Source organism: Xanthobacter aminoxidans (assembly GCF_023571765.1).
GTDB lineage: Bacteria > Pseudomonadota > Alphaproteobacteria > Rhizobiales > Xanthobacteraceae > Xanthobacter > Xanthobacter aminoxidans.
This window is the reverse complement of the sequence record NZ_JAMJXC010000003.1, coordinates 437,054-458,723: the sequence shown is the minus strand read 5'-3', so window position 1 is coordinate 458,723 and position 21,670 is coordinate 437,054. Positions and strand designations below refer to the sequence as shown.

Genomic DNA, 21,670 nt, shown 5'->3' with positions numbered 1-21,670 from the left:
GGGAGCGATGGCGTGGACGATCTGATCTCCGGCTACAAACGGTTTCGGGAAGTGGCATGGCCCGAACGCAAGCTGCTGTTCGAGCGGCTGGCGGCGCGCGGCCAGAAGCCGGAAACGCTTGTCATCGCCTGCTCGGACAGCCGCGTCGATCCGCAGATGATCTTCGACGCCGGCCCGGGCGAGATGTTCGTGGTGCGCAACGTCGCCAACCTCGTCCCGCCGTTCATGCCCGACGCCAATTATCACGGTACTTCGGCGGCCATCGAGTTCGCGGTGCGGGTGCTGAAGGTGAAGCAGGTGGTGGTGCTCGGCCACGCCCAGTGCGGCGGCATCCACGCCCTGCTCGACGGCGCCCCTCCCGGCGCAGAGGATTTCGTCGCCGACTGGATGAAGATCGCCGAGCCGGCGCGGCTCATGGCGGAAGACGCCAGGCTTCCGCCGGACGAGCGCCAGCGCTTCTGCGAGCAATGCTGCGTCAAGCTCTCCCTCGCCAACCTCGCCGGCTTCCCCTGGGTCGCCGAGCGGGTTGCGGAAGGCGACCTCAAGTTGCATGGCGCCTATTTCGGCGTGGCGACGGGGCGCCTGGAGCTTCTCGGCGACGACGGCACCTTCGCCCCCACCTGAGGCGGCCTTCGCTCCGGCGCGGGAGGTGACGACGTAAAGGCGTGCCGAAAGGGCAACGTGGCCGGTTGTCCCGGCCGCGTTTCATCCCCTTGTATCAAATGGCGATTATCCGATATGGGTCGGCTCGACCGGCACCTTGCTTCTGACAGGGCCGATCCAGCTTGCACATCCCCTCGAACCGGGACACACCCATATGACCGACGCGGCTATCGCATCGCGGCTCGGGCACGAGCACGTCGCTGACATCGTCGAATTCCTGAATGGCAAGAGCGCCGAGGAAGCGACCGGCGTGGTTTCGCATATGCCGCTAAAATGGGCGGTTGAGGTGCTGGACCAGCCGCAGTTTCACGATGCCTGCGAGGTCATCGAGGCGCTGCCGCAGGAGAAGGCAGTTGGCATTCTCGAAGGGATGTCCGCCGACCGCGCCGCTGATGTGCTGCGCTGGATCGAGGAGCCGGCCAAGGGGCGCCTTCGGGACGCGCTCAGCCCCGAGGCGCAGGTGGCCATCGACCACCTGCTCACCTATCCCGAGGGCACGGCCGGCGCGCTGATGACCACAGAGTTCGTCTCGGTACCGTCCAACTGGACCGTGCAGCAGACCCTCGACCACATCCGCGAGGTGGAGCGCAGCCGCGAGACCGTCTACGCCATCTACGTGCTCTCCCCCGGCACCCGGCGGCTGGTGAACACGGTGTCGCTGCGTCGGCTGATCTCGGGCAATCCCGGCGATTCGATCCTGTCGGTTGCGAACCCCTACACCCCGATCACCGTGCCGCCGAACCTGCCGCAGGAGGAGGTGGCGCGCACCATCTCCAAGTACGACTTCCTCGCCGTGCCCGTGGTGGACACGACCGGCCATGTCCTCGGCATCGTGACCGTCGACGACGTGATCGACGCCATGATCGAGGAGCAGACCGAGGACGTCCAGCGCATGGGCGGCATGGAGGCCATCGACGAGCCCTATCTCGAAATCTCCTTCAAGGAGATGATCAAGAAGCGCGCGGGCTGGCTGTGCATCCTGTTCATCTCCGAGATGTTCACGGCGAGCGCGATGCAGTTCTTCTCCGATGAACTGGAGAAGGCCATCGTGCTGGCCCTGTTCATCCCGCTGGTGATGAGCTCGGGCGGCAATTCCGGCTCGCAGGCCACCTCCCTCATCATCCGCGCCCTCGCCCTGCATCAGGTGCGGCTGCGCGACTGGTGGCGGGTCGCCCTGCGCGAACTGCCGACGGGCATCACGCTCGGCACCATCCTGGGTGTGATCGGCATCATCCGCATCGTCGTCTGGCAGCAGACCGGGCTGTTCGACTACGGCGAGTACTGGAAGCTCCTGGCCGTCACCATCGGCGCCGCGCTGATCGGCATCGTCACCTTCGGCTCGCTGGCGGGATCGCTGATGCCGTTCCTGCTGAAGCGCCTCGGCTTCGACCCCGCCTCCGCTTCGGCGCCCTTCATCGCGACGCTGGTCGATGTGACCGGCATCGTGATCTATTTCTCCGTGGCATGGCTGTTCCTCCACGGCACCATCCTGTGATGCCTCAGGACTGCCGGACGAAGCGCATCAGCGCGACGTAGCCGTCCTCTTCCGCGTCTTCCGATTCCTCCGCTTCCGCCGGCGTCTCAGCGTCGCTGGCGGCGGCGACAAGGTCGGATGCCGTCACCTCGAACCCGCGAGAGGCGAGGAAACGCACCGCATCGTCGGTGGAGGAGAAGCCCTCCACCGCCTCGGCGAGGACGGCGCTGAGGCCCGTGTTGCCCGACGCATCGGACTTCAGTCGATCCATGTCGGCGTTCGTCATTGAAATACCTCTCGATGGTTTTGCGTCCTTAACCGGAACACGAGACCCACCGCGAAGTTCCGAAAGCCTTCCCGCGACCGGCGCGGACGACTTGCGTTCTTGATCCCTTTACCGTCATCCTGCGGCGGTTTCCGCTGAGTGATCCCCGCCTCGCCATGGTTAAGCTTGCCTTCCTGCTTGTGGGAGCCCGTGCATTGCGCGACCGCTGGTGGGTGCTCACCTTGGTCGCGGCCGCGCTGTTCCTTATCGCCTCCCTGATCCTGATCGACGCCATGGACGGCACCATGTCGGTGGCGACTCAGGTGTTCGGGGGTGTTTTCGTGTTCGAGGGCCTGCTGGGGCTCCTGACGGCCTTCGCCTTCTCGGGCACGCGCAGCCGGCTGCTGGCGCTCGGCCGCGCCGCCGCGCTTGTGTTCCTGGGCACCTTCATCCTCGATTACCCCTCCCATAACGGAATGGCGTTGTCCCTTCTGTTCGGCACCGCCTTTCTCGTGGACGGGGCGGCCCGCATCGCCACTGCGGCGGTGGTCCGGTTCCGCATGTGGCGTTCGACCGCGGCGGTGGGGGTGGTTGAACTCTTTCTGGCGCTGTTCATCGGCAGCCACTGGCCCCTCGCGCATGAACTCAAGGTGCCGCTCGCGGTGGCCATGCTCACGCTGATGTCCGGCTGGATCATGCTGCGGGCGAGCCTGATGCTCAGAGCCCACCTCGCCGAAGTGGCCATCCTGAGCCTGCCCATCTATGGCGGGCGCGACTGGTACGAGAACGCGCCGGTGATCGTGGACGACACAGGCCCCCTCCCCCCTTGGGAAGGCCCCATGACCGTGCGCGTGTGGACCCCCACCGGCTCTGCCGACGTGAAGGACCACCACCCGGTGTTCGACCGCTACATTGCGGCGGTGGACCGCAACGGTGCGATTTCCACCGGTCACGCCTCGCTCGAGCTGAAGCCCGACCTCTACATCAGCCATTATCCGGCGGAGGAGATCGAGCATCCGCCGGATGAATTCGCCCGCATCCTGCGCGCCACGGCGGAGAACGACGTGAAGGGCCGCTTCCAGCCGTCCTACGCCTACGAATGCGCCAACTGGTGCGAGGCCGACCAGAAGGTGGAGTTCACCCGATTCGATACGCGGCGGCTCATGGCCTTCTGGGCCGGCTACCGTCAGGTGGACACCTACAACCTCACCGACCGCAATTGTTCGGTCGCGGTGGCCGCCGCGCTCGATTCGGCGCTGGAAGGATGCCTCGCAACCCGGATGCCCTGGCTGCGGGTGGCCTCCCTCATGTTCAATCCGGACGTCTGGGCGGCCGCCTACATCCGCTCGCGGGCGGAGGCCATGAGCTGGACGCCCGGGCTCGTGCTCGACTACGCCCTCACGATGAAGCGGATCGTCGAGCCGGCGCCGCCGCCCTTCGCGGACCGGCTGAGGGATTTCCTGCGCCGCTTCGCAGCGGGACGCGTTGTCGCCACCCCTCCGGTGCGCCAACGCGCCGAGGCTGCAGGGCCAGCCCATCCGTGACCCACGAAAGCAGCGAGCCGATCCCCCCAGCCCTTCCCGACACATCCACCGTGCTCGCGCGCGGCGCGGTGATCGCGACGGCCATGGTCTTCGGCCTCACCTATTCCCTGACCGCCCCGCTCATCGCGTTCGATCTGGCCGCCCGCGGCCTCAGTGAAACCGTGATCGGTGCCAATGCCGCCATGCACGCCGTCGGGGTGCTGGCGACGGCGGTCATCCTCCCGCGGATGGTGGCCCTGCTCGGCCCCCGCCGGCTGATTCTCCTCGCCATCGCTGTCTCGGCGCTGGCGCTCGCCGCCTTCCCGGTCATGCCGGCCATTTGGCTCTGGTTCGTGCTCCGCCTGTTCCTCGGCATGGCGGCGGAAGCGCTGTTCGTCACCTCCGAGACCTGGATCAACGCGCTCTCGACCGAGAACACCCGCGCCCGCTCCATGGCAGCCTACACCGCCGCCATGTCGGTCGGCCTTGCCCTCGGTCCGATGATTCTCTCCCTGGTCGGCACCGAGGGGGCCTTGCCCTATCTGCTGGGTGCCGGGGTGGCCTTGGTCGCGGCGCTGTTCGTGGCGTCGCCCAGGGTGATCGCGCCGCATTTCGACGAGCCGACCATCAGCAATCCGCTGCGCTTCGTGCGACTCGCGCCGCTGGCCCTGTCGGCGACCATGCTGAATGCCACCATCGAGACCGCCGGCCTCTCCTTCCTCGCGCTCTATGCGGTGGGGCTCGGCTGGGCGGAGGAGCATGCGACACGGCTGATGTCGGTGATGATGATCGGCGCCATCCTGCTGCAACTGCCTATCGGCTGGCTCGGCGACATCATGGACCGCCGCAGGCTGGTGATCCTGCTCGCGGTCATCTCGGCGGTCGGAGCGGCGATCTGGCCGCTGGCGCTCGGCAACGTGGTGGCGACCTGTGCCCTGCTGTTCGTCTGGGGCGGCGCCTTCGTCGGCATCTACACCATCATGATCACGCTGGTGGGCAGCCGGTTCAAGGGCGGCGACCTCGTGGGCATCTACGCGGTCTCCGGCCTGTTCTGGGGCCTCGGCGCACTCGTCGGCCCTCTGGGGGCGGGATTCGCCATGCAGATCCACCCCCATGGCCTGGCCCTGTTCGCCGCCCTCTCCTGCACCCTCTTTGCCCTCGCCGCCTGGCGACTGCGCGGGAGCGCGTGACGGGGCTGGCGAATCAGGGAGCGGGCTCTCCAGGCGGCACCAGCGTCTCCTTCAGATCGTCGAATCGGAACGCATCGCCTCCCCGACAGGAAATGCGCATGGACCGAAATGTGCGATCCCATCCGCGGGGAGAGCCGACATCGGTGCAGTCCTTCAGGCGAGGAACGGTTGCGGTCAGCAGCCACGGGCGGGGGCGCACCGGCGCATAGTCGAGCAGCAGCAGCCGGGGATCGGCGGCCATGGTGCACAGCTTCGCGTGGAGGCTATCGATCGCCACCTCCAGCGCCTCTTCCCTGGGATCGTGCTCCGGGAGGCACTGCCGGACGAACAGAGTGATTCCCTGCGCGCAATCCCCCAGGAACCGCGCCTGAAGGGCCTGGTATTTCGGGATCAGGCGCCGCGCCATCTCCGCCTCTTCGAGGGCGAGAAAATCCTCTCCCGCGGGGAATTCGTGGAGGTGGATGGTGCCCGAGAGGTGGGAATACAGCGCGGGGTGGCCACCGTAATCCGGCACCTTCATGAGCTGCGCTGCCTCGAACACAGCCGGCGCGCCGGCGTCGAGCACCTTCATCACGCTGCCGAGCGGCGTCACCCACCAATCGAACGGATAGGCCCGCTCGGACCGGGAGAGGCGGCGCACCTGATAGGCCACTTCGCAAAGCGCGCCGAGACTCACGATTCGGTCCGGAACGAGCGCGGGAGTGCGGCGGAGAAGGCGGGACAACATGGCACCTGTCTACCATGAGACGGTAAAAGATGCCCTACGCAACCTCCCGCAGCAGAAAGAATCCACGAGGCGTGACGCGTGCTTCGGCGCGCCCGAGGGCGGCGAACAATCATCGAGATGATGGGGGACAGGGTCTCCGGCCTAGCCGGATTTTCATCTGGTCGGAGTGGCAGGATTTGAACCTGCGACCCCCACGTCCCGAACGTGGTGCGCTACCAGACTGCGCTACACTCCGATCCAGAGGCGCCGCATCTAGCATCCGCTCTCGGGCGATGCAAGGGGGGCGACGCGCCAGCTTCGCTTGAACGGTGGATGGCCCCATGCCATAGGAAGCGCGCCCATGGTGCGTCCACTGGCCGGCATCATGGGTTTCAATAGCTTGAGCATGTGGAGTGGGGTCTATGGCGACGGACGGTTTCGCGAGCGGTCTTCTGAAGGGCAAGCGCGGGCTGATTCTCGGTGTCGCCAACAACCGATCCATCGCCTATGGAATCGCCAAGTCCGCGCGGGCCCATGGCGCCGAGCTCGCCCTCACCTATCAGGGCGAGGCGCTGAGGAAGCGGGTGGAGCCGCTGGCGGCGGAACTGGGCGGTCATCTGGTCGGCCACTGTGACGTCACCGAGCCCGAGACGCTGGATGCCGTCTTCGCCGAGACCGAGCGCCTGTTCGGCACGCTCGATTTCGTCATCCATTGCATCGCCTTCTCCAACAAGGACGAGCTGGACGGCCGCTATGTGGAAACCACGGCGGACAATTTCACCAAGACCATGCTCATCTCCTGCTACTCCTTTACCGCCGTCGCGCAGCGGGCGGAGAAGCTGATGACCAATGGCGGCTCCCTCATCACGCTCACCTATTACGGTGCGGAAAAGTGGATGCCCCACTACAACGTCATGGGTGTGGCCAAGGCGGCGCTGGAGGCCAGCGTGCGGTATCTGGCCGCTGACCTCGGCCCCAAGGCGATCCGCGTGAACGCCATCTCCGCCGGCCCCATCAAGACGCTGGCCGCCTCGGGCATCGGCGACTTCCGCTACATCCTGAAGTGGAACGAGCTGAACTCGCCGCTGCGCCGCACCGTCACCACCGACGAGGTTGGCGACGCGGGCGTCTATCTCCTCTCCGATTTGTCGCGTGGTGTGACCGGCGAGGTGCATCATGTGGATGCCGGGTACCATATTGTGGGCATGAAGCATCCCGACGCGCCGGACCTCGCCCTCGTCCGCGATTGAATACGGCGCGCGCCCACAAAGGAGACAAACCATGACGGCGCTTGATTCCCGGGCTTCCCGTTTCGCCCTCGCCGTTGCCGTCTCCGCGGGATTGCTCGTGTCTGCCGGTGCGGCGCTGGCGCAGAGCCCGCCGACCTTCGAGCAGTATCCGTTCCGCGACCGCGTGTTCGGCCCGGGCGGCGCGATCTTCCCGGACTATGTGACGCCCTACGAGAGCGGCGTCAGCTTCATGATCGGGGGCGGCGGCAGCCGCAGCGCGCTCTTTGCCGCCGGCACCTCCGACTACAACTGCCAGCAGACGCAGATTCCGACCATCCAGGTCCTCTCCGCCCCGCCCGGCGGCAAGGTCGGCATCCAGTATGGCCGCTTCGTCGCCACGGGAATCGATGGCGGGCGCACCACCAAGTGCATCGGCCAGCCGGCCAAGGGGCTCATCGTGAGCTACAAGGGCAAGGCGGCGCCGGGCTCGACCATCAAGCTGCGCGTGACCTACCCGCCGCGCGGCGAGTGGTACGACCACGTAATCACGATTCCGCCGCGGTGAGCGACGCCGCGCCCGACAGGGCGGGCCGGAGAGAGATGACGACGCGACGCTTTTTCCTCGTCCGCCATGGCGAGACCGACTGGAATGTGGTGGGCCGGCTCCAGGGGCGCCGCGACGTGCCGCTGAACACGCTCGGCCGCATCCAGGCGGGCCAGGTCGGACGCGTGCTCGCCCAGCTGGCGGGAGATACGCGCGCCTTGGCCTATGTCTCCAGCCCCCTGTCGCGGGCCGTGGAGACCATGCGCATCCTGCGCACCGGCCTCGATCTGCCTGTCAGCGATTTCAAGACCGACATCCGTTTCGCTGAAATCTCCTTCGGCATATGGGAGGGCCAGACCTGGCCCGAGCTGCGCCGCCGCGACCATGACGCCGTGCGCCGGCGCGATCTCGATCCCTGGAACTTCGCGCCCCCCGGCGGCGAAAGCTATCGCACCCTGTGCGAGCGCGTCGGCGCGGCCTGCGCCGAGATCGAGGATGACGCCGTCATCGTCACCCACGGCGGCGTCATCCGCGCGCTGCTGCACGTGAAGGCCGGGATGCCGGAAGCCGAAGCCTCCAATCTGCCCGTGCGGCAGGGGGCGGTCTATGTGGTCTCCCGCGGCGGCTTCGAGGTCGCGGACTGAGCTTCCGCGCTGTCCGTCCACACATTTCCCCTTGGCATTTTTCTTGCTGCGTCAAACCGGTAGGCCCGGCACCCGTGTCGCGAACGCGACGGGCAGGGTCGTTTGTTGACGCCTTTTCACCCGAGCCCCGGGGGGACTTTTCATGACCGACATGGCCGAACTGCAGAAGCGGAAGATGCCGCTCAACCTCGCCATCGTCCATGTGGATCCGGACGCCTTCATCGCCCACTACATGGGCTGGCTGGAAATCACCAAATTCATCACCGCCCTGCGCGCCGGCGATGCGACGGTTCCGGCTGATGGCAAGACCCCCACCCTCAGCCCGGCCGACCTTGCCAATGGCGGCGTGCACAATGTCGCCAACGATGCCATGTTCGCCTTCTGCATGACGGCCGCGCTGAAAGGCGACAAGGCGGCGGTCGACAAGGTGGAGGCCGCCTTCATCGAGGCCTGGGGCAAGGAATATCCGGGCAACTTCGCCCTCTGGCACTTCCGCACCAACATCGAGACGCCCATCACGCTCGAGGATTTCGTGGGACAGGCCGGCAAGAAGATGCTGCTGGGCGACATCCCGCCCCCGCCGCTGCGCTCCAAGGAGAACTGGAGCGCGGGGCTGCGCTTCTTCGAGAAGGCCCGCAAGTCCAACTTCGTCCACGAGATCATGTACCCGCTGGCCTTGTGGCACCGCGCCAAATGGACCGAGACGCTGGAGAAGGGCATCGCCTTCCTCAAGCACATCGAGGACACGGTGCCGGTCCTGCGCGAAACGCTCGAAGAGAAGCGCAACGATCAGCCCTTCATTGCCAACATCCTGCTGAAGAACGCGTTCGGCGTGGATATGGAGCTGACCGAGGAATACGAGGGCTTCCTGCGCTCCCTCGCCCGGCGGGATTAATCAAGAGGCTGAAGGGCCGGCGCGGGCGGGGCCTCAGCCCTGCCCCGCCACTTCCTGCCGGTGCAGCACGTGGGGCCGCGACACCAGCAGCTTGTCGATGCGGCGGCCGTCCATGTCGACGATCTCGAACCGCCATCCCAGCGCCGTGAAGACCTCGCCCTCCTCGGGGAGTTCCTTGAGGTGGGAGAGGGCGAAGCCGGCGACCGTGTGGAAGCCCTCGTCGATCGGGAGGGCGACGTCCAGCAGGTCGCGCAGTTCGTCCACCGGCGTGTCGCCGGCCACCAGATAGCTGCCGTCGTGGCGCTCGACCACGTTGCGCTCCACATGCGCATCGCCCGGCTCATGGCTGGCTTCCACCGATCCGGTGATGGCGAGCAGCAGGTCGTAGCCCGTCACCACGCCGGCCATGTCGCCGTACTCGTCCACCACGATGGCCATGGGCACCTCGGCGCCGCGCAGCACGCGCATGGCCTCCAGCGCGCCCACGTTTTCCACGATGAAGGGCACCGTCTGCACATATTGCCGCGGGTCGGGCCGCTCGCCCTTCAGATAGGCGTCCAGCACGCGCTTGGCCTGAATGACGCCGATGGTCTCCTCGGGCGATCCGTCGCAGGCCGGCAGGCGCGAGTGGGGCGTGGTGAGGAGAACGTGGCGCACCTCCTCCGCATCCTTGGAGATATCCACCCACTCCACGTCCGGCCGGGGCGTCATGATGGCCGTCACCGGGCGGTCGGCAAGGCGCATCACGCCGGAGATCATGCGCCGTTCGGCGGGGTCGATGACGCCCGCCGTCTCGGCCTCGGTGATGATGGCGCGGATTTCCTCGTCGGTGACCGAGCTGGAGCGGCTGCCGCCCCGGCCGAGCAGGGTCAGCACCGCGCGGGTCGAAGCATCGAGCAGCCACACCATGGGCGCCGACACCTTGGAAAGCCCGATCATGAGGGGCGCGAGAATGCAGGCCAGAGGCTCCGCATTCTGAAGCGCGAGCCGCTTGGGAATGAGTTCGCCGATCACCAGCGACACATAGGTGATGGCCACCACCACCGCCGTATAGCCCAGCGGGTGCGCGACACTGGTGGGCAGTCCGGCCTCCCGCAGCGTCTCGCCCAGGAGATCGCCGAGGCTGGCGCCGGAGAAGGCGCCGGCCAGGATGCCGATGAGGGTGATTCCGATCTGGACGGTGGAGAGGAAGCGGCCGGGGTCTTCCGCCAGCCGCATGGCCGCCTTGGCCCCCTTGTTCCCGCGATCAGCCAGCGTCTTCAGCCGCGCGGGGCGAGACGAGACGATCGACAATTCCGCTGCTGCGAGAACGGCGTTGATGAGAACGAGGACGAGGACGATCAGGATTTCGAGTAGAGGCATGGCGGGGGTGTGGTGCTCCGTCGGCGCACGTCATAGCACAGGATGCCCTTCCTGTGTGACGCCGGAGCCACAAATGCGCGGTGGGCGGCACCGGCCCTTCCTCGTTCCCTTGCCGGCCGTCCTCGTTTATTGAGCCCGGAGCAGTACGAGGACTAAAGGCGCCATGTCGTTCAACACCTTCGGCCACATGTTCCGCGTGACCACCTTCGGCGAAAGCCACGGGGTCGCCATCGGCTGCGTGGTGGATGGCTGCCCGCCCAACGTGCGCTTCTCCATCGAGGAGGTGCAGGCGGCCCTCGACCGGCGGCGGCCCGGCCAGTCCCGCTTCACCACCCAGCGCCGCGAGCCGGACGAGGTGAAGGTGCTGTCCGGCACCCTGCCCCATCCCGAGGGCGGCCTCGTCACCACCGGCACGCCCATCGCGCTGCTGATCGAGAACGTGGACCAGAGGTCCAAGGATTACGCCGACATCGCCGGCGCCTACCGCCCCGGCCATGCGGACTTCACCTACGACATCAAATACGGCATCCGCGACCATCGCGGCGGCGGACGGTCCTCTGCGCGCGAGACGGCGACGCGGGTCGCGGCTGGCGCCATCGCCGCCAAGGTGCTGCCCGGCGTCACCGTGCGCGGGGCTGTGGTGCGCATCGGCGAGATCGAGATCGACCGGTCTCGCTGGGACTGGGACGAGGTGGGCAACAACCCGTTCTTCTGCCCGGACCCCGGCACCGTGCCGCTGTTCGAGGAATACCTCGACGGCATCCGCAAGGCCGGCTCCTCGGTGGGCGCGGTGGTGGAGCTGGTGGCGGAGGGCGTTCCGCCCGGCCTCGGCGCACCGCTCTATGCCAAGCTGGATGGGGACTTGGCCTCCGCCCTCATGGGCATCAATGCCGCCAAGGGCGTGGAAATCGGCGAGGGCTTCAACGCCGCCCGCCTCACCGGCGAGCAGAATGCGGACGAGATGCGCCTCGGCAACGAGGGGCGGCCGCACTTCCTCGCCAACCACGCGGGCGGCATCCTCGGCGGCATCTCCACCGGCGCCCCCATCGTCGCGCGCTTCGCGGTGAAGCCCACCTCCTCCATCCTGACGCCGCGCCAGACCGTGGACCGGACCGGCCACGAGACCGAGATCTTCACCAAAGGCCGGCACGACCCGTGCGTGGGCATCCGCGCCGTGCCGGTGGGCGAGGCCATGGTGTGGTGCGTGCTGGCCGACCACCTCCTCCGCCATCGCGGGCAGGTGGGCCAGAGCCCGGCCTGGCCGTTCCCCCAAGGCTGACGCGGGAGGCGGGAATGAAGCAGCCGCCCCACGCACGGCGCCTTCTTCTGGCCGTGGCCGCGCTCCTCCTCTGCGCGCCCGGCCCTGCCCTCGCCTGCGGGCCGGAGGCGCTGGGGACGGCGCGGGTGATGGAAATCGACCCCAAGGGCCTGCGCGTCGGCAAGAAGTCCTTCCCGGATACCTTGCCGCTGGCGCCCAAGGAGGTCGTGCTCACCTTCGACGACGGGCCATGGCCGACCACCACAGCCGCCGTGCTCGATGCGCTGAAGGCGGAGTGCGTGCGCGCCACCTTCTTCCTCATCGGCGAGAATGCCCGCGCCCGACCGCAACTGGTGAAGCGGGAACTGGCGGAGGGCCACACCGTCGCCCACCACACCATGACCCATCCCGCCGCGACCCTGGCGAAGATCCCCTTCGACGCGGCGGTGAAGGAGATCGAGCGCGGCATCGCCGCCGACGACACCGCTGCCTACGGCGCCGCCGGGGCGGCGCCCCGCGTGCCCTTCTTCCGATTCCCGGGGTTCGCCTCGACGCCGCAGCTGCTGGCCTATCTGGAGACGAAGGGCATCGCCGTGTTCGGCGCGGACCTGTGGGCCAGCGACTGGAACGTCATGACGCCGGAGGCCGAGCTGGATCTGGTGATGAAGCGGCTCGATGCGGCCGGCGGCGGCATTGTGCTGTTCCACGACACCAAGCCCTATACCGCAGCGATGATTCCCGCCTTCCTCAAGGCCTTGAAGCGGAACGGCTACAGCATCGTGCACATGGTGCCGAAGGCCTGAGGGGACGCCGGAGGGCCCATTCCTAGCCCTGAAACGAAAAAGGCGGCCCGAAGGCCGCCGATTTCGCGCGATCCGCACGCCTGGGGCGCCGGATGCTCACCAATCCACTGGTGCGGACGAGAGGACTCGAACCTCCACGGGTCTCCCCACTAGCACCTCAAGCTAGCGCGTCTACCAATTCCGCCACGACCGCAGTCAGGGATGGCACCGGCCTCAAGGTTCCTCGGGAGAGGACCGCTTCCGGCCGGGGGCCATCGTCTAACAGATCGAATGTGCCGCCACAAGTGCCCGGCAAAGGTAACGCGCCGCTCGTGCTGCGGCCTGTGGATGACGGTTCCGCGAACCCTGAGACGGCGGGGGCTGGACCCACCGTGCGGATGGATTAAAGCAGTTCGCATGAACGCCAGCGCCCCCACCCCCGCCATTACCCGCGCCAGCCTGGAAACCGACTTCCGCCCGCTCGATTCTTCCGCTCCCCCGGTGGAGTGGGTGGTGAGCGACGCTCTCGTGCCCTATCCGGAGGCCCTCGCGGCGATGGAGGCACGCGCGGCCGCCATCGCCGAGGGCACGGCGGCGGAGTGCGTGTGGCTGCTGGAGCATCCCCCGCTCTATACCGCCGGCACCAGCGCGCGGCCGGAAGACCTCGTGGACGCGCGATTCCCGGTCTACGAGACGGGCCGGGGCGGCCAGTTCACCTATCACGGCCCCGGCCAGCGGGTGGCCTATGTGATGCTCGACCTCAAGCGCCGCTCGGCGGACGTGCGGCGTTATGTGAGCGCCCTGGAAGCATGGATCATCGGCACGCTCTCGGCCTTCAACGTCACCGGCGAGCGGCGGGAGGACCGGGTGGGGGTGTGGGTCAGGCGGAAGGGCGGCGGGGAGGACAAGATCGCCGCCATCGGCATCCGCGTGCGCCGCTGGGTGACGTTCCACGGCATCTCGCTGAACGTGGAGCCGGACCTTAGCCACTTCGGCGGCATCGTCCCCTGCGGCGTGCGCGAGCACGGCGTCACCAGCCTCGCCGACCTCGGCCTGCCGGTGACGATGGCCGAGGTGGATGCGGTGATGCGGGTGGCGTTCGAGGAGGTATTCGGGAAGACGCTCGTGGGCGAACCGCTCGTCTGAGGGGGAGCTGATGACTCCCCTCTCCCCTTGCGGGAGAGGGGCTGGGGGTGAGGGGGAGAGGTGGTGCCGCCTTCCAGCTGCTGGGGGAAAGGGCGAGACACCCCTCACCCCAACCCTCTCCCGCAAGGGGAGAGGGAGTGCGAGCGGCGCGGCGGCAACTACCGCGCACCCCTCAGAGAGAGCACGCCCTCAGATCCCGAGCTTCGCCTTCAGGATATCGTTCAGCGCCTGCGGGTTCGCCTTGCCGCCGGAGGCCTTCATGGCCTGGCCGACGAACCAGCCGAGCATGGTGGGTTTGGCCTGCACCTGGGCCACCTTGTCCGGGTTCGCGGCGATGATCTCGTCCACCACCTTCTCGATGGCGCCGGTGTCCGTCACCTGCTTCATGCCGCGGGCTTCCACCACCACGCGCGGGTCGCCGCCCTCGGTGAAGATGATCTCGAACAAATCCTTGGCGATCTTGGAGGAGATGGTGCCCTCCCCGATCAGGTCGAGGATGGCGCCGATCTGCTGGGGCGTGACGGGCGAGGAGGTGATGTCCTTCCCCTCCTTGTTCAGCCGGCCGAACAGCTCGTTGATGACGAAATTGGCCGCTGCCTTGCCGTCGCGCTTGGCGCCGCCGCCTTCCACCACCTGCTCGAAATAGTCGGCGGTCTCGCGCTCGGCCACCAGCACGCCGGCGTCGTAGGGCGAGAGGCCGTATTCGGCGATGAAACGGGCCTTCTTCTCGTCCGGCAGCTCGGGAAGATTCTCTTTCAGCTCCTCCACCCACTCGGGCTTGATGTCGAGGGGCAGGAGGTCCGGGTCGGGGAAATAGCGGTAGTCGTGCGCCTCTTCCTTGGAGCGCATGGACCGCGTTTCGCCCTTGTTCGGGTCGAACAGGCGCGTTTCCTGATCGATCTTGCCGCCGTCCTCGAGGATCTCGATCTGGCGCCGCGCCTCCACCTCGATGGCCTGGCCGATGAAGCGGATGGAATTGACGTTCTTGATCTCGCAGCGCGTGCCGAGCGGCTCACCGGGCCGGCGCACGGAGACGTTCACGTCGGCGCGCAGGTTGCCCTTTTCCATGTCGCCGTCGCAGGTGCCGAGATAGCGCAGGATGGTGCGCAGCTTGGTCACATAGGCCTTCGCCTCATCCGCCGAGCGCAGGTCGGGGCGGGAGACGATCTCCATCAGCGCCACGCCGGAGCGGTTGAGGTCCACGAAGGAGAGGGTCGGCGACAGGTCGTGGATGGACTTGCCGGCGTCCTGCTCCAGATGCAGGCGCTCGATGCCCACGGTGAAGCTCTCGCCGTCCAGCAGATCGACGATCACCTCGCCCTCGCCCACCACGGGCTGCTTGAACTGGCTGATCTGGTAGCCCTGCGGCAGGTCCGGGTAGAAATAGTTCTTCCGGTCGAACACCGAATGCAGGTTGATCTCCGCCTTCAGGCCGAGCCCGGTGCGCACCGCCTGCGCGACGCACTCCTTGTTGATGACGGGCAGCATGCCGGGCATGGCCGCATCCACCAGCGACACGTGGTCGTTGGGCTCGCCACCGAAGGCGGTGGAGGCGCCGGAGAACAGCTTGGCATTGGAAGCGACCTGGGCGTGCACCTCCATGCCGATCACCACCTCCCAATCACCGGTGGCGCCGGAAATCAGCTTCTTGGCCTCCGCGGGCCGGGTGTGAAGGGTCATGGTCGTCCTATCGTCGTGCGCGGATGGTCCGCACTGTCTGGTCCTTGCGGCAGCGCCGCCATCTGGCCGTGTCGTACCCCTAGGCGACATTGCAGGCAACGGCCATGCGATGCCGCAACGTCTCGAAACACTTTGTTACACCAAGTTATCTGCGCCTCATTTCGCCCGCAAAACCGCCGCGGTCCCGCTACCGCCGTACCCAAATTCTGCTCAGCCCGCCTTTAGATTGTGCACCGGGGGCTAGTAGGAGTAGGGCTGATGAGGCTGGCGGGGGTCTCCATCGTCCGCGATGAAGCGGACATAATCGAAGCGTGGGTACGCCATAATCTATTTTTCTTAGATCATCTTTACATTGTAGATGATGGCAGTACCGACCAGACAACTCGCATCCTCGAAATTCTCGTCGAGGAAGGTCTTCCCATATCGGTGACTTCTGAGAAATCACTGGCGGCTTATCATCAGGGCGAGCGCACTACGGCCCTGATCACGCACGCCATGAACGCTTCATCGTGGGATTTCATCTTTCCTCTGGATGGCGATGAATTCATCGTCGCGGAGGATCGCGCGGCCCTGGAGACGGACCTCGCCGCCATCGGCGGATATCGCCTCGGCGGGCTGAACCCGCGTCATTATCTCATGACCGAAGAGGACGACCCGGACGAGCCCTGCCCGCTGACCCGGCTGCGCCACGTGGCGGTGCACGACCCCTACATCTTCAAGGTGGTGGTCCCCGGCCCCCTCGCCTGCGAGCGGGGCTTTGCCATCATCGACGGGAACCACCGGGCAACCAAGTGGGACGTCACGCTGCCGTCCATGATGCTGCCCAACGTCCAGCTCGCCCATTTCCCGGCCCGGTCGGAGGCGCAACTGGTGAGCAAGGGAATCGCCGGCTATCTGCGCTGGACCGCCCGGACCGACTTCTCGGAAGGCGCTCCGGACCGGATCTTGGCAGGGGTGGGCATCCTCAAGGAGGAATCGGACATCCGGGTGCGCGCGCTGGACCGGCTGGCGGAGGTTCTCGGCCCGGATCGCGGCGGACACCATGCGCGGCTCCAGCCGTTCGTCGAGCGCCGGGGCGAAGTGCGCTATCCCGAGCTGGCCCGTATCTTTCCCTATCGTCGCGTGCTGTCGGCGACGGACGATCTCGTCCACGCCTTCAAGGCGGCCCTGGACGAGAACCGCGAGCTGCGGCAGGTGGGCGCCACCTTCCGGTCACGCCTGATCGCGCTGTTTTCCCGACGCCAGAAGTCGCTGCTCAAGCGGCTCACCGCCCTGCGTCATGCCCAGGACGTGCCGAAGGCGCCGCTCGGGTACTATTGAGGGCGCGATTGCCGGGGGCTTGGCCTCAGAGCTTGATGATGCCCCCCAATGGCGCCGGCTTGCCGGCCTGGAACCCGTTCGGACCGCGAAACCCGGGCAAGGCCGGGGTTTCGCAGCGCCGGAGGGTGTCTCTCAGGACTTCCACCACAGATCTTCGACCGGGAAACGGCCTGCCGCTTCCTCGATCACCTCGGCGAGGGAGAACAGCGTCTCCTCCTCGAACGGGCGGCCGATGAGCTGGAGGCCCAGCGGCAGGCCGTCGGCCGAAAGACCGGCGGGGACGGAGATGCCCGGCAGGCCGGCCATGTTCACCGTCACCGTGAAGACGTCGTTGAGATACATCTCCACCGGATCGGCCTTCAGCTTCTCGCCGATGCCGAAGGCGGGCGACGGGGTCGCCGGGGTCAGCACGGCGTCAACGCCCTGCGCGAAGGCGAGGTCGAAGTCCCGCTTGATGAGGCTGCGGACCTTCTGGGCGCGCAGGTAATAGGCATCGTAATAGCCGGCGGAGAGCACGTAGGTGCCGATCATGATGCGCCGGCGCACCTCGGGGCCGAAGCCGGCGGCGCGGGTGTTCTCATACATCTCCACCACGTCCTTGCCCGGCACGCGGGCGCCGTAGCGCACGCCGTCATAGCGGGCGAGGTTGGACGAGGCTTCCGCAGGCGCCACGATGTAATAGGCCGGCAAAGCGTACTGGGTATGGGGCAGGGAGATGTCGACGATCTCGGCGCCGGCCTCTTCCAGCCACTTGGCGCCCTCGCGCCAGAGGGTGTCGATCTCGTCGGCCATGCCGTCCATGCGGTATTCGCGCGGAATGCCGATCTTCTTGCCCTTGATGGAGGCGCCGACCGCCTCCTCATAGTCCGGCACCGGCCGGTTGACGCAGGTGGAATCCTTCGGGTCGTAGCCGGCCATGGAGCGCAGCAGGATCGCCGCATCGTTCACCGTGCGGGCGAAGGGGCCGGCCTGATCGAGGGACGAGGCGAAGGCGACGATGCCCCAGCGCGAGCAGCGGCCATAGGTGGGCTTGATGCCGACCGTGCCGGTGAAGGCCGCCGGCTGGCGGATGGAGCCGCCGGTATCGGTGCCCGTCGCGCCGGCGCACAGGAAGGCCGCCACCGCCGCCGCCGAGCCACCGGACGAGCCGCCGGGCACGATGGGGGTCGTGTCGCCGTCGCGCTGCCAGGGTGACACGACAGGACCGAAGGCCGAGGTCTCGTTGGACGAGCCCATGGCGAACTCGTCGTTGTTCAGCTTGCCGAGCATCACCGCCCCGTCCCGCCACAGGTGGGAGGTGACGGTGGATTCGTACTGCGGCACGAAATTTTCGAGGATCTTCGAGCAGGCCGTGGTGCGCACGCCCTCGGTGGCGAACATGTCCTTGATGCCGAGGGGGATGCCCTCCAGATGCCCGGTGTCGCCGGAAGCGATGCGCTTGTCGCTCTCCTTCGCCATCTCAAGGGCGATCTCCGGCGTCTCAAGCACATAGGCGTTGAGCGGGCGCGCCTCTTCCATGGCCTTCAGATAGGCCTCGGTGAGCTCGACGGAGGTGAACTCGCCCTGGGCAAGCCCCTCGCGCGCCTGGGTGAGGGTGAGCTTGGTGAGCTTGGTCATTCCACCACCTTCGGCACGGTAAAGAAGCCACCCTCGGCATCGGGGGCATTGGCGAGCACCTTCTCCGGGCAGTTCCCATCGGTCACGGCGTCTTCCCGCATGGGCAGCTCCATCGGGACAACGCTGGTCAGCGGCTCGACCCCGGAGACATCGAGATCCGCCAGTTGCTCGACGAAATCGAGAATGGCGTTGAGCTCGTTCTGAAGATGGCCGAGTTCCTCCTCCCGCACGGCGATGCGTGCGAGATGGGCCACCCGGCGGACTGTCGCCTGATCGACGGACATGAGTAGGCTCCCAAAAGCTGCCTGCCGCTATAGCAAGGGGTATGCCGCGGTGGAAGGGTTTGGGCGCGGGGGGCGGCCCGTCAGAGGTGGCGTGGCAGGTCCATCCGTTGGTGCAGAATTCGGACGACCTCTAGCGTTTCTTTGCCTGCGAGCCGGAAAAAGACCACGTGCGATCCGACGGCGTGGCGCAGATAACCGGCCTTCACCGCGCTTGCATCACGGCCGACGATGGTTCCTCGGGCGAGGCAATCGAGGGCGCCGGCGATCAGCCTCACGTAGGTTTCAGCCTGCGCCGCGCCCCAGCGGTCTTGCGAGAACGTCCAGATGGAATCGAGATCCTGCCGCGCCTTGGGCGTAAGGATCAGGAGAAGGCGCGCCATATGCGGTCAGGCCGCGCCGGACCGCTTCTCGGCGAGGAAAGATTCGACATCGAAGGGCTCACCCGGCCCGCTCGCCTCGCCCTCGGCCAGAGCCGACCGGAGCGCATCGAGTCGCGCCTCATGCTCCTCCAGCAGCCGCAGGCCGGCGCGCACCACTTCGCTGGCCGAACTATAGCGTCCCGCCTCCACCTGGCGATCGACGAAACTGGCGAAATGGTCGCCGAGGGAAACGGACGTGTTGCGCGACATGGGTCAGCTCCTCTTCGAAGAATACCAAGGATTGGTACAGGTTGGTAGGCTACCCCCTTGCTCCGCTCCGCAAATCCTCTACCCCTCGCTTATGGTAGACGCCCCCCTCCCCGCCCCCGTTGGTCCGCTCGCGGACATCGCCGCTCTTCTGCCGCCGCGCGGGGCGCTGATCGGACTTGATCTCGGCACCAAGACCATCGGCGTCGCGGGCTCCGACCCGGACCGCCGCATTGCCACCGTGATCGAGACTGTGAAGCGCACCAAGTTCACCGCCGAGGCCCTGCGTCTGGTGGCATTGGCGGACGAGCGGCGGGCGGTGGCCTTCGTGCTGGGACTGCCGCTCAACATGGACGGCACCGAAGGTCCCCGCGCGCAGGCGAGCCGGGCCTTCGCCCGCAATTTCGCCCGGCTGGCGGGGCGGCCCATCGCCCTGTGGGACGAGCGGCTGTCCACCGTCGCGGTCGAGCGGGCGCTGATCTCGGCGGACATGAGCCGGTCGCGACGGGCCGAGGTGGTGGACCAGCACGCGGCGGCCTTCATCCTCGACGGGGCGCTCGGCTTCCTCGACCGCCTCGCACAGAACGAGGCGGGAACCGACTTCGAAGATTGATTCGGCCCCCTCCCGTTCCCGGCAGGTTCTCCGCCCGCCGCCGACCCGGCCCCATTTCGGGACAATGGCGCTTTTCTTATCCCGGCTCCGGGCCTAAAGCGGGCGCGCGGCGAATTCGCACCGCCGTGTAGGAGTAATTGCCTGCCGCCGAACGGCCGGCACGGTAAGCGTCTGCCCCATGAGCCTCATCTTCACGGCCCTCGTGCCGGTCTTCCTCGTCATCGCCCTCGGCGCCGTGCTGCGACGCATCCTCCTGAAGGATGCGGCCCATTGGGCGGCGCTGGAGAAGCTGACCTATTTCGTGCTGTTCCCGGCGCTTCTGGTGGTCTCCGCGGTGAAGGCGGACCTCAGCACCGTGAACGTCGTGGCGGTTGCCGGCGCGCTCATCGGGACCGTCGTGATCCTCTCGGGCCTGATCGTTCTCCTGCACAAGCCGCTGATCGCAGCGCTGGCGGCGGACGGCCCGGGCTTCACCTCCCTGTTCCAGGGGGCGGTGCGCTGGAACACGTACATCGTGCTGGCGGTGGCAGGCGGCCTCTACGGCGCGGCGGGAATCACCATCGCCGCGCTGGCGCTGGTGGCGATGATCCCGGTGGTGAACATCATCGCCGTGCTGGTGCTCGCCTCCTTCTCCGGCCGCCATCCGCCCACCTTCGCTTATGTGGCCGAGCAGTTGGCGCGCAATCCCTACATCTGGGCCTGCTCGGCGGGTGCCCTGCTCAATGTCACGCACGTCCCGGTGCCGCCCGTCCTGGTGGAGTTCGGCGATATCCTCGGCAAGGCCTCGCTGGCGCTGGGGCTTCTGGTGGTCGGCGGCGGCCTGATCCTGGACCGGCTGAAGCGGCCGCGCGCCATCGTGTTCGCCAGCCTCGCACTGAAGCTGCTGGTGAAGCCGGCCATCGCGATCGCCCTGGCGCTGGCGTTCGGGCTGAGCGGCACGGAGCTTGTGGTGGTGGCAATCACCGCCGCCGTGCCGTCCGCGCCCAACGGCTATGTGCTGGCGCGGCAGATGGGCGGAGACGCGCCGCTCCTTGCGGAGATCCTGACCATCCAGATCATCGGCGCCGCCATCACGCTGCCGCTGGTGGTGACCATCGCCAAAATGCTGGCCTGATGATGCTGGCCTGATCCAAACGAAAGGGCGGCCGAAGCCGCCCTGACGAACCCCATATCCCCGCGACTCAGCAGGGCGAGAAATAGCCCTGCCCGCCCGGGCCGGTCGTCACCCAGCAGCTGCGCGGGCGCGGCGGGGGCACCGGCTCCAGATAGACGCGCGGCGCGGGCTGGTAATAAACAACCGGCGGCTGCTCGTAATAGACGACCGGGGGCGGCGGAGGCGCAGCCACAGCGCCAGCGATGGCGGCCGCACCCAGCACGCCGATGGCGACGCCCGCGCCGAGCGCTGCGCCGTTGCCGCAGTTCCAGCAGCCGCCGCGATAATAGCGGCCGCGATACCAATAGCCGACATCGGTGACGCTCGCGGCCTTGGCCGGCGCCATGGCCAACGCGCCGGTGCCGATGGCGGCGGCGTTGCCCGTTCCGGCACTGCCGGTGAGCACCACGGCGACGCCGAGCGCCATGAGGTTCGTCCGCATCAGAATGGACATGACGATTAACTCCCAACCTCCGGGGCGACGGTCTGGCGGCTCGCAACAGCCCGTCCGGTCCGGCTGCGAAAAGGCTCGATGAGACTTCGTTCCAAAGTGTGGCGACGCCGGGGAATCACCGGGACCGCCCTTCACGGATGGTGAACGGCCGGTAAATCACGGCGATCGATGCCTTGCCGCGCCAAGCTTCATTCACAGGCTTCCCTTGCCGGGGCCGCGCTTGGCCGCTATGCCTCCCGCCT

Annotated in this window: 23 protein-coding genes and 2 tRNA genes; 14 read left to right on the top strand and 11 right to left on the bottom strand. The window is 67.2% G+C overall.

What is annotated here, in order from left to right; translation table 11 throughout:
• Positions 1-12: 12 nt before the first annotated feature.
• A complete protein-coding gene (locus tag EJ105_RS07595; RefSeq protein ID WP_024278960.1) occupies positions 13-624 on the top strand; it encodes a carbonic anhydrase in 612 nt (203 codons plus the stop codon).
• A 193-nt stretch (positions 625-817) separates the two neighbouring features.
• Entirely contained in the window at positions 818-2,158 is a 1,341-nt protein-coding gene (gene mgtE / locus EJ105_RS07590) for a magnesium transporter (RefSeq protein ID WP_250165822.1), read from the top strand.
• 4 nt (positions 2,159-2,162) lie between these two features.
• Here mgtE and EJ105_RS07585 read toward each other — a convergent pair whose 3' ends face one another.
• Positions 2,163-2,423, bottom strand: coding sequence for a hypothetical protein (locus tag EJ105_RS07585; protein ID WP_250165821.1), 261 nt, complete (start codon positions 2,421-2,423; stop codon positions 2,163-2,165).
• Positions 2,424-2,578: 155 nt separating this feature from the next.
• Between EJ105_RS07585 and EJ105_RS07580 the strand changes: the two genes are divergently transcribed.
• Entirely contained in the window at positions 2,579-3,946 is a 1,368-nt protein-coding gene (locus EJ105_RS07580) for an HdeD family acid-resistance protein (protein ID WP_250165820.1), read from the top strand.
• Positions 3,943-5,115 carry an MFS transporter gene (locus tag EJ105_RS07575; RefSeq protein ID WP_347881303.1) on the top strand — a complete coding sequence of 391 codons (1,173 nt, stop codon included), beginning with the start codon at positions 3,943-3,945 and terminating at the stop codon, positions 5,113-5,115. Before EJ105_RS07580 ends, EJ105_RS07575 begins: the two co-directional genes overlap by 4 nt.
• Before the next feature lie 13 nt (positions 5,116-5,128).
• Here EJ105_RS07575 and EJ105_RS07570 read toward each other — a convergent pair whose 3' ends face one another.
• Together EJ105_RS07570 and EJ105_RS07565 are read right to left on the bottom strand one after the other, a co-directional pair.
• Positions 5,129-5,791 carry a DUF1796 family putative cysteine peptidase gene (locus tag EJ105_RS07570; protein WP_197023032.1) on the bottom strand — a complete coding sequence of 221 codons (663 nt, stop codon included), beginning with the start codon at positions 5,789-5,791 and terminating at the stop codon, positions 5,129-5,131.
• Positions 5,792-6,000: 209 nt separating this feature from the next.
• A tRNA-Pro gene (locus tag EJ105_RS07565) sits at positions 6,001-6,077 on the bottom strand.
• 166 nt (positions 6,078-6,243) lie between these two features.
• Here EJ105_RS07565 and fabI point away from each other — a divergent pair.
• The 4 genes from fabI to EJ105_RS07545 all read left to right on the top strand — a co-directional run bounded on the left by fabI (position 6,244) and on the right by EJ105_RS07545 (position 9,133).
• A complete protein-coding gene (fabI, locus tag EJ105_RS07560) occupies positions 6,244-7,071 on the top strand; it encodes an enoyl-ACP reductase FabI (protein ID WP_024278954.1) in 828 nt (275 codons plus the stop codon).
• A gap of 31 nt (positions 7,072-7,102) precedes the next feature.
• A complete protein-coding gene (locus EJ105_RS07555; RefSeq protein ID WP_250165819.1) occupies positions 7,103-7,615 on the top strand; it encodes a hypothetical protein in 513 nt (170 codons plus the stop codon).
• A gap of 35 nt (positions 7,616-7,650) precedes the next feature.
• Positions 7,651-8,238 carry a histidine phosphatase family protein gene (locus EJ105_RS07550; protein WP_024278952.1) on the top strand — a complete coding sequence of 196 codons (588 nt, stop codon included), beginning with the start codon at positions 7,651-7,653 and terminating at the stop codon, positions 8,236-8,238.
• Positions 8,239-8,380: 142 nt separating this feature from the next.
• Complete coding sequence (locus EJ105_RS07545; RefSeq protein WP_229644416.1) at positions 8,381-9,133, top strand: hypothetical protein; 753 nt, start codon at positions 8,381-8,383, stop codon at positions 9,131-9,133.
• Between the two features lie 33 nt (positions 9,134-9,166).
• Here the strand turns inward: EJ105_RS07545 and EJ105_RS07540 are convergent, their stop codons facing one another.
• Positions 9,167-10,495: a hemolysin family protein gene (locus EJ105_RS07540; protein ID WP_029558596.1), complete on the bottom strand. Its 1,329-nt coding sequence runs from the start codon at positions 10,493-10,495 to the stop codon at positions 9,167-9,169.
• 163 nt (positions 10,496-10,658) lie between these two features.
• On the opposite strand from EJ105_RS07540, the gene aroC reads away from it, so the two are divergent.
• Both aroC and EJ105_RS07530 read left to right on the top strand, forming a co-directional pair.
• The gene (gene aroC, locus EJ105_RS07535) at positions 10,659-11,774 is read left to right on the top strand and encodes a chorismate synthase (protein ID WP_250165818.1); all 1,116 of its coding nucleotides are present in this window, start codon (positions 10,659-10,661) and stop codon (positions 11,772-11,774) included.
• Positions 11,775-11,788: 14 nt separating this feature from the next.
• Entirely contained in the window at positions 11,789-12,556 is a 768-nt protein-coding gene (locus EJ105_RS07530; protein WP_250165817.1) for a polysaccharide deacetylase family protein, read from the top strand.
• Positions 12,557-12,664: 108 nt separating this feature from the next.
• Here EJ105_RS07530 and EJ105_RS07525 read toward each other — a convergent pair.
• Positions 12,665-12,749: transfer RNA gene (locus EJ105_RS07525), tRNA-Leu, on the bottom strand.
• Between the two features lie 203 nt (positions 12,750-12,952).
• Between EJ105_RS07525 and lipB the strand changes: the two genes are divergently transcribed.
• Entirely contained in the window at positions 12,953-13,681 is a 729-nt protein-coding gene (gene lipB, locus EJ105_RS07520) for a lipoyl(octanoyl) transferase LipB (protein WP_250165816.1), read from the top strand.
• Positions 13,682-13,870: 189 nt separating this feature from the next.
• On the opposite strand, the gene gatB is transcribed toward lipB, so the two are convergent.
• Positions 13,871-15,361: an Asp-tRNA(Asn)/Glu-tRNA(Gln) amidotransferase subunit GatB gene (gene gatB, locus EJ105_RS07515; protein WP_029558601.1), complete on the bottom strand. Its 1,491-nt coding sequence runs from the start codon at positions 15,359-15,361 to the stop codon at positions 13,871-13,873.
• A 258-nt stretch (positions 15,362-15,619) separates the two neighbouring features.
• Here gatB and EJ105_RS07510 point away from each other — a divergent pair, with 258 nt between their 5' ends.
• Complete coding sequence (locus EJ105_RS07510) at positions 15,620-16,681, top strand: glycosyltransferase family 2 protein (RefSeq protein WP_081837729.1); 1,062 nt, start codon at positions 15,620-15,622, stop codon at positions 16,679-16,681.
• Between the two features lie 132 nt (positions 16,682-16,813).
• Here the strand turns inward: EJ105_RS07510 and gatA are convergent, their stop codons facing one another.
• From gatA to EJ105_RS07490, 4 genes are all read right to left on the bottom strand, one after another.
• Positions 16,814-18,298 carry an Asp-tRNA(Asn)/Glu-tRNA(Gln) amidotransferase subunit GatA gene (gene gatA, locus EJ105_RS07505; protein WP_029558603.1) on the bottom strand — a complete coding sequence of 495 codons (1,485 nt, stop codon included), beginning with the start codon at positions 18,296-18,298 and terminating at the stop codon, positions 16,814-16,816.
• On the bottom strand, positions 18,295-18,582 hold the full coding sequence (gene gatC / locus EJ105_RS07500) for an Asp-tRNA(Asn)/Glu-tRNA(Gln) amidotransferase subunit GatC (RefSeq protein ID WP_029558604.1): 288 nt from the start codon (positions 18,580-18,582) through the stop codon (positions 18,295-18,297). Before gatC ends, gatA begins: the two co-directional genes overlap by 4 nt.
• Before the next feature lie 80 nt (positions 18,583-18,662).
• Positions 18,663-18,962 carry a type II toxin-antitoxin system RelE/ParE family toxin gene (locus EJ105_RS07495; protein WP_250165815.1) on the bottom strand — a complete coding sequence of 100 codons (300 nt, stop codon included), beginning with the start codon at positions 18,960-18,962 and terminating at the stop codon, positions 18,663-18,665.
• Positions 18,963-18,968: 6 nt separating this feature from the next.
• Positions 18,969-19,211 carry a type II toxin-antitoxin system ParD family antitoxin gene (locus EJ105_RS07490; RefSeq protein ID WP_250165814.1) on the bottom strand — a complete coding sequence of 81 codons (243 nt, stop codon included), beginning with the start codon at positions 19,209-19,211 and terminating at the stop codon, positions 18,969-18,971.
• 91 nt (positions 19,212-19,302) lie between these two features.
• Here EJ105_RS07490 and ruvX point away from each other — a divergent pair, with 91 nt between their 5' ends.
• On the top strand, positions 19,303-19,821 hold the full coding sequence (gene ruvX, locus EJ105_RS07485; protein ID WP_024278940.1) for a Holliday junction resolvase RuvX: 519 nt from the start codon (positions 19,303-19,305) through the stop codon (positions 19,819-19,821).
• Between the two features lie 178 nt (positions 19,822-19,999).
• Positions 20,000-20,935 (top strand): AEC family transporter, encoded by a 936-nt coding sequence (locus tag EJ105_RS07480; RefSeq protein WP_024278939.1) that lies wholly within the window; start codon positions 20,000-20,002, stop codon positions 20,933-20,935.
• A gap of 67 nt (positions 20,936-21,002) precedes the next feature.
• On the opposite strand, the gene EJ105_RS07475 is transcribed toward EJ105_RS07480, so the two are convergent.
• Positions 21,003-21,428 (bottom strand): hypothetical protein, encoded by a 426-nt coding sequence (locus tag EJ105_RS07475; RefSeq protein WP_250165813.1) that lies wholly within the window; start codon positions 21,426-21,428, stop codon positions 21,003-21,005.
• Positions 21,429-21,670: the final 242 nt, after the last annotated feature.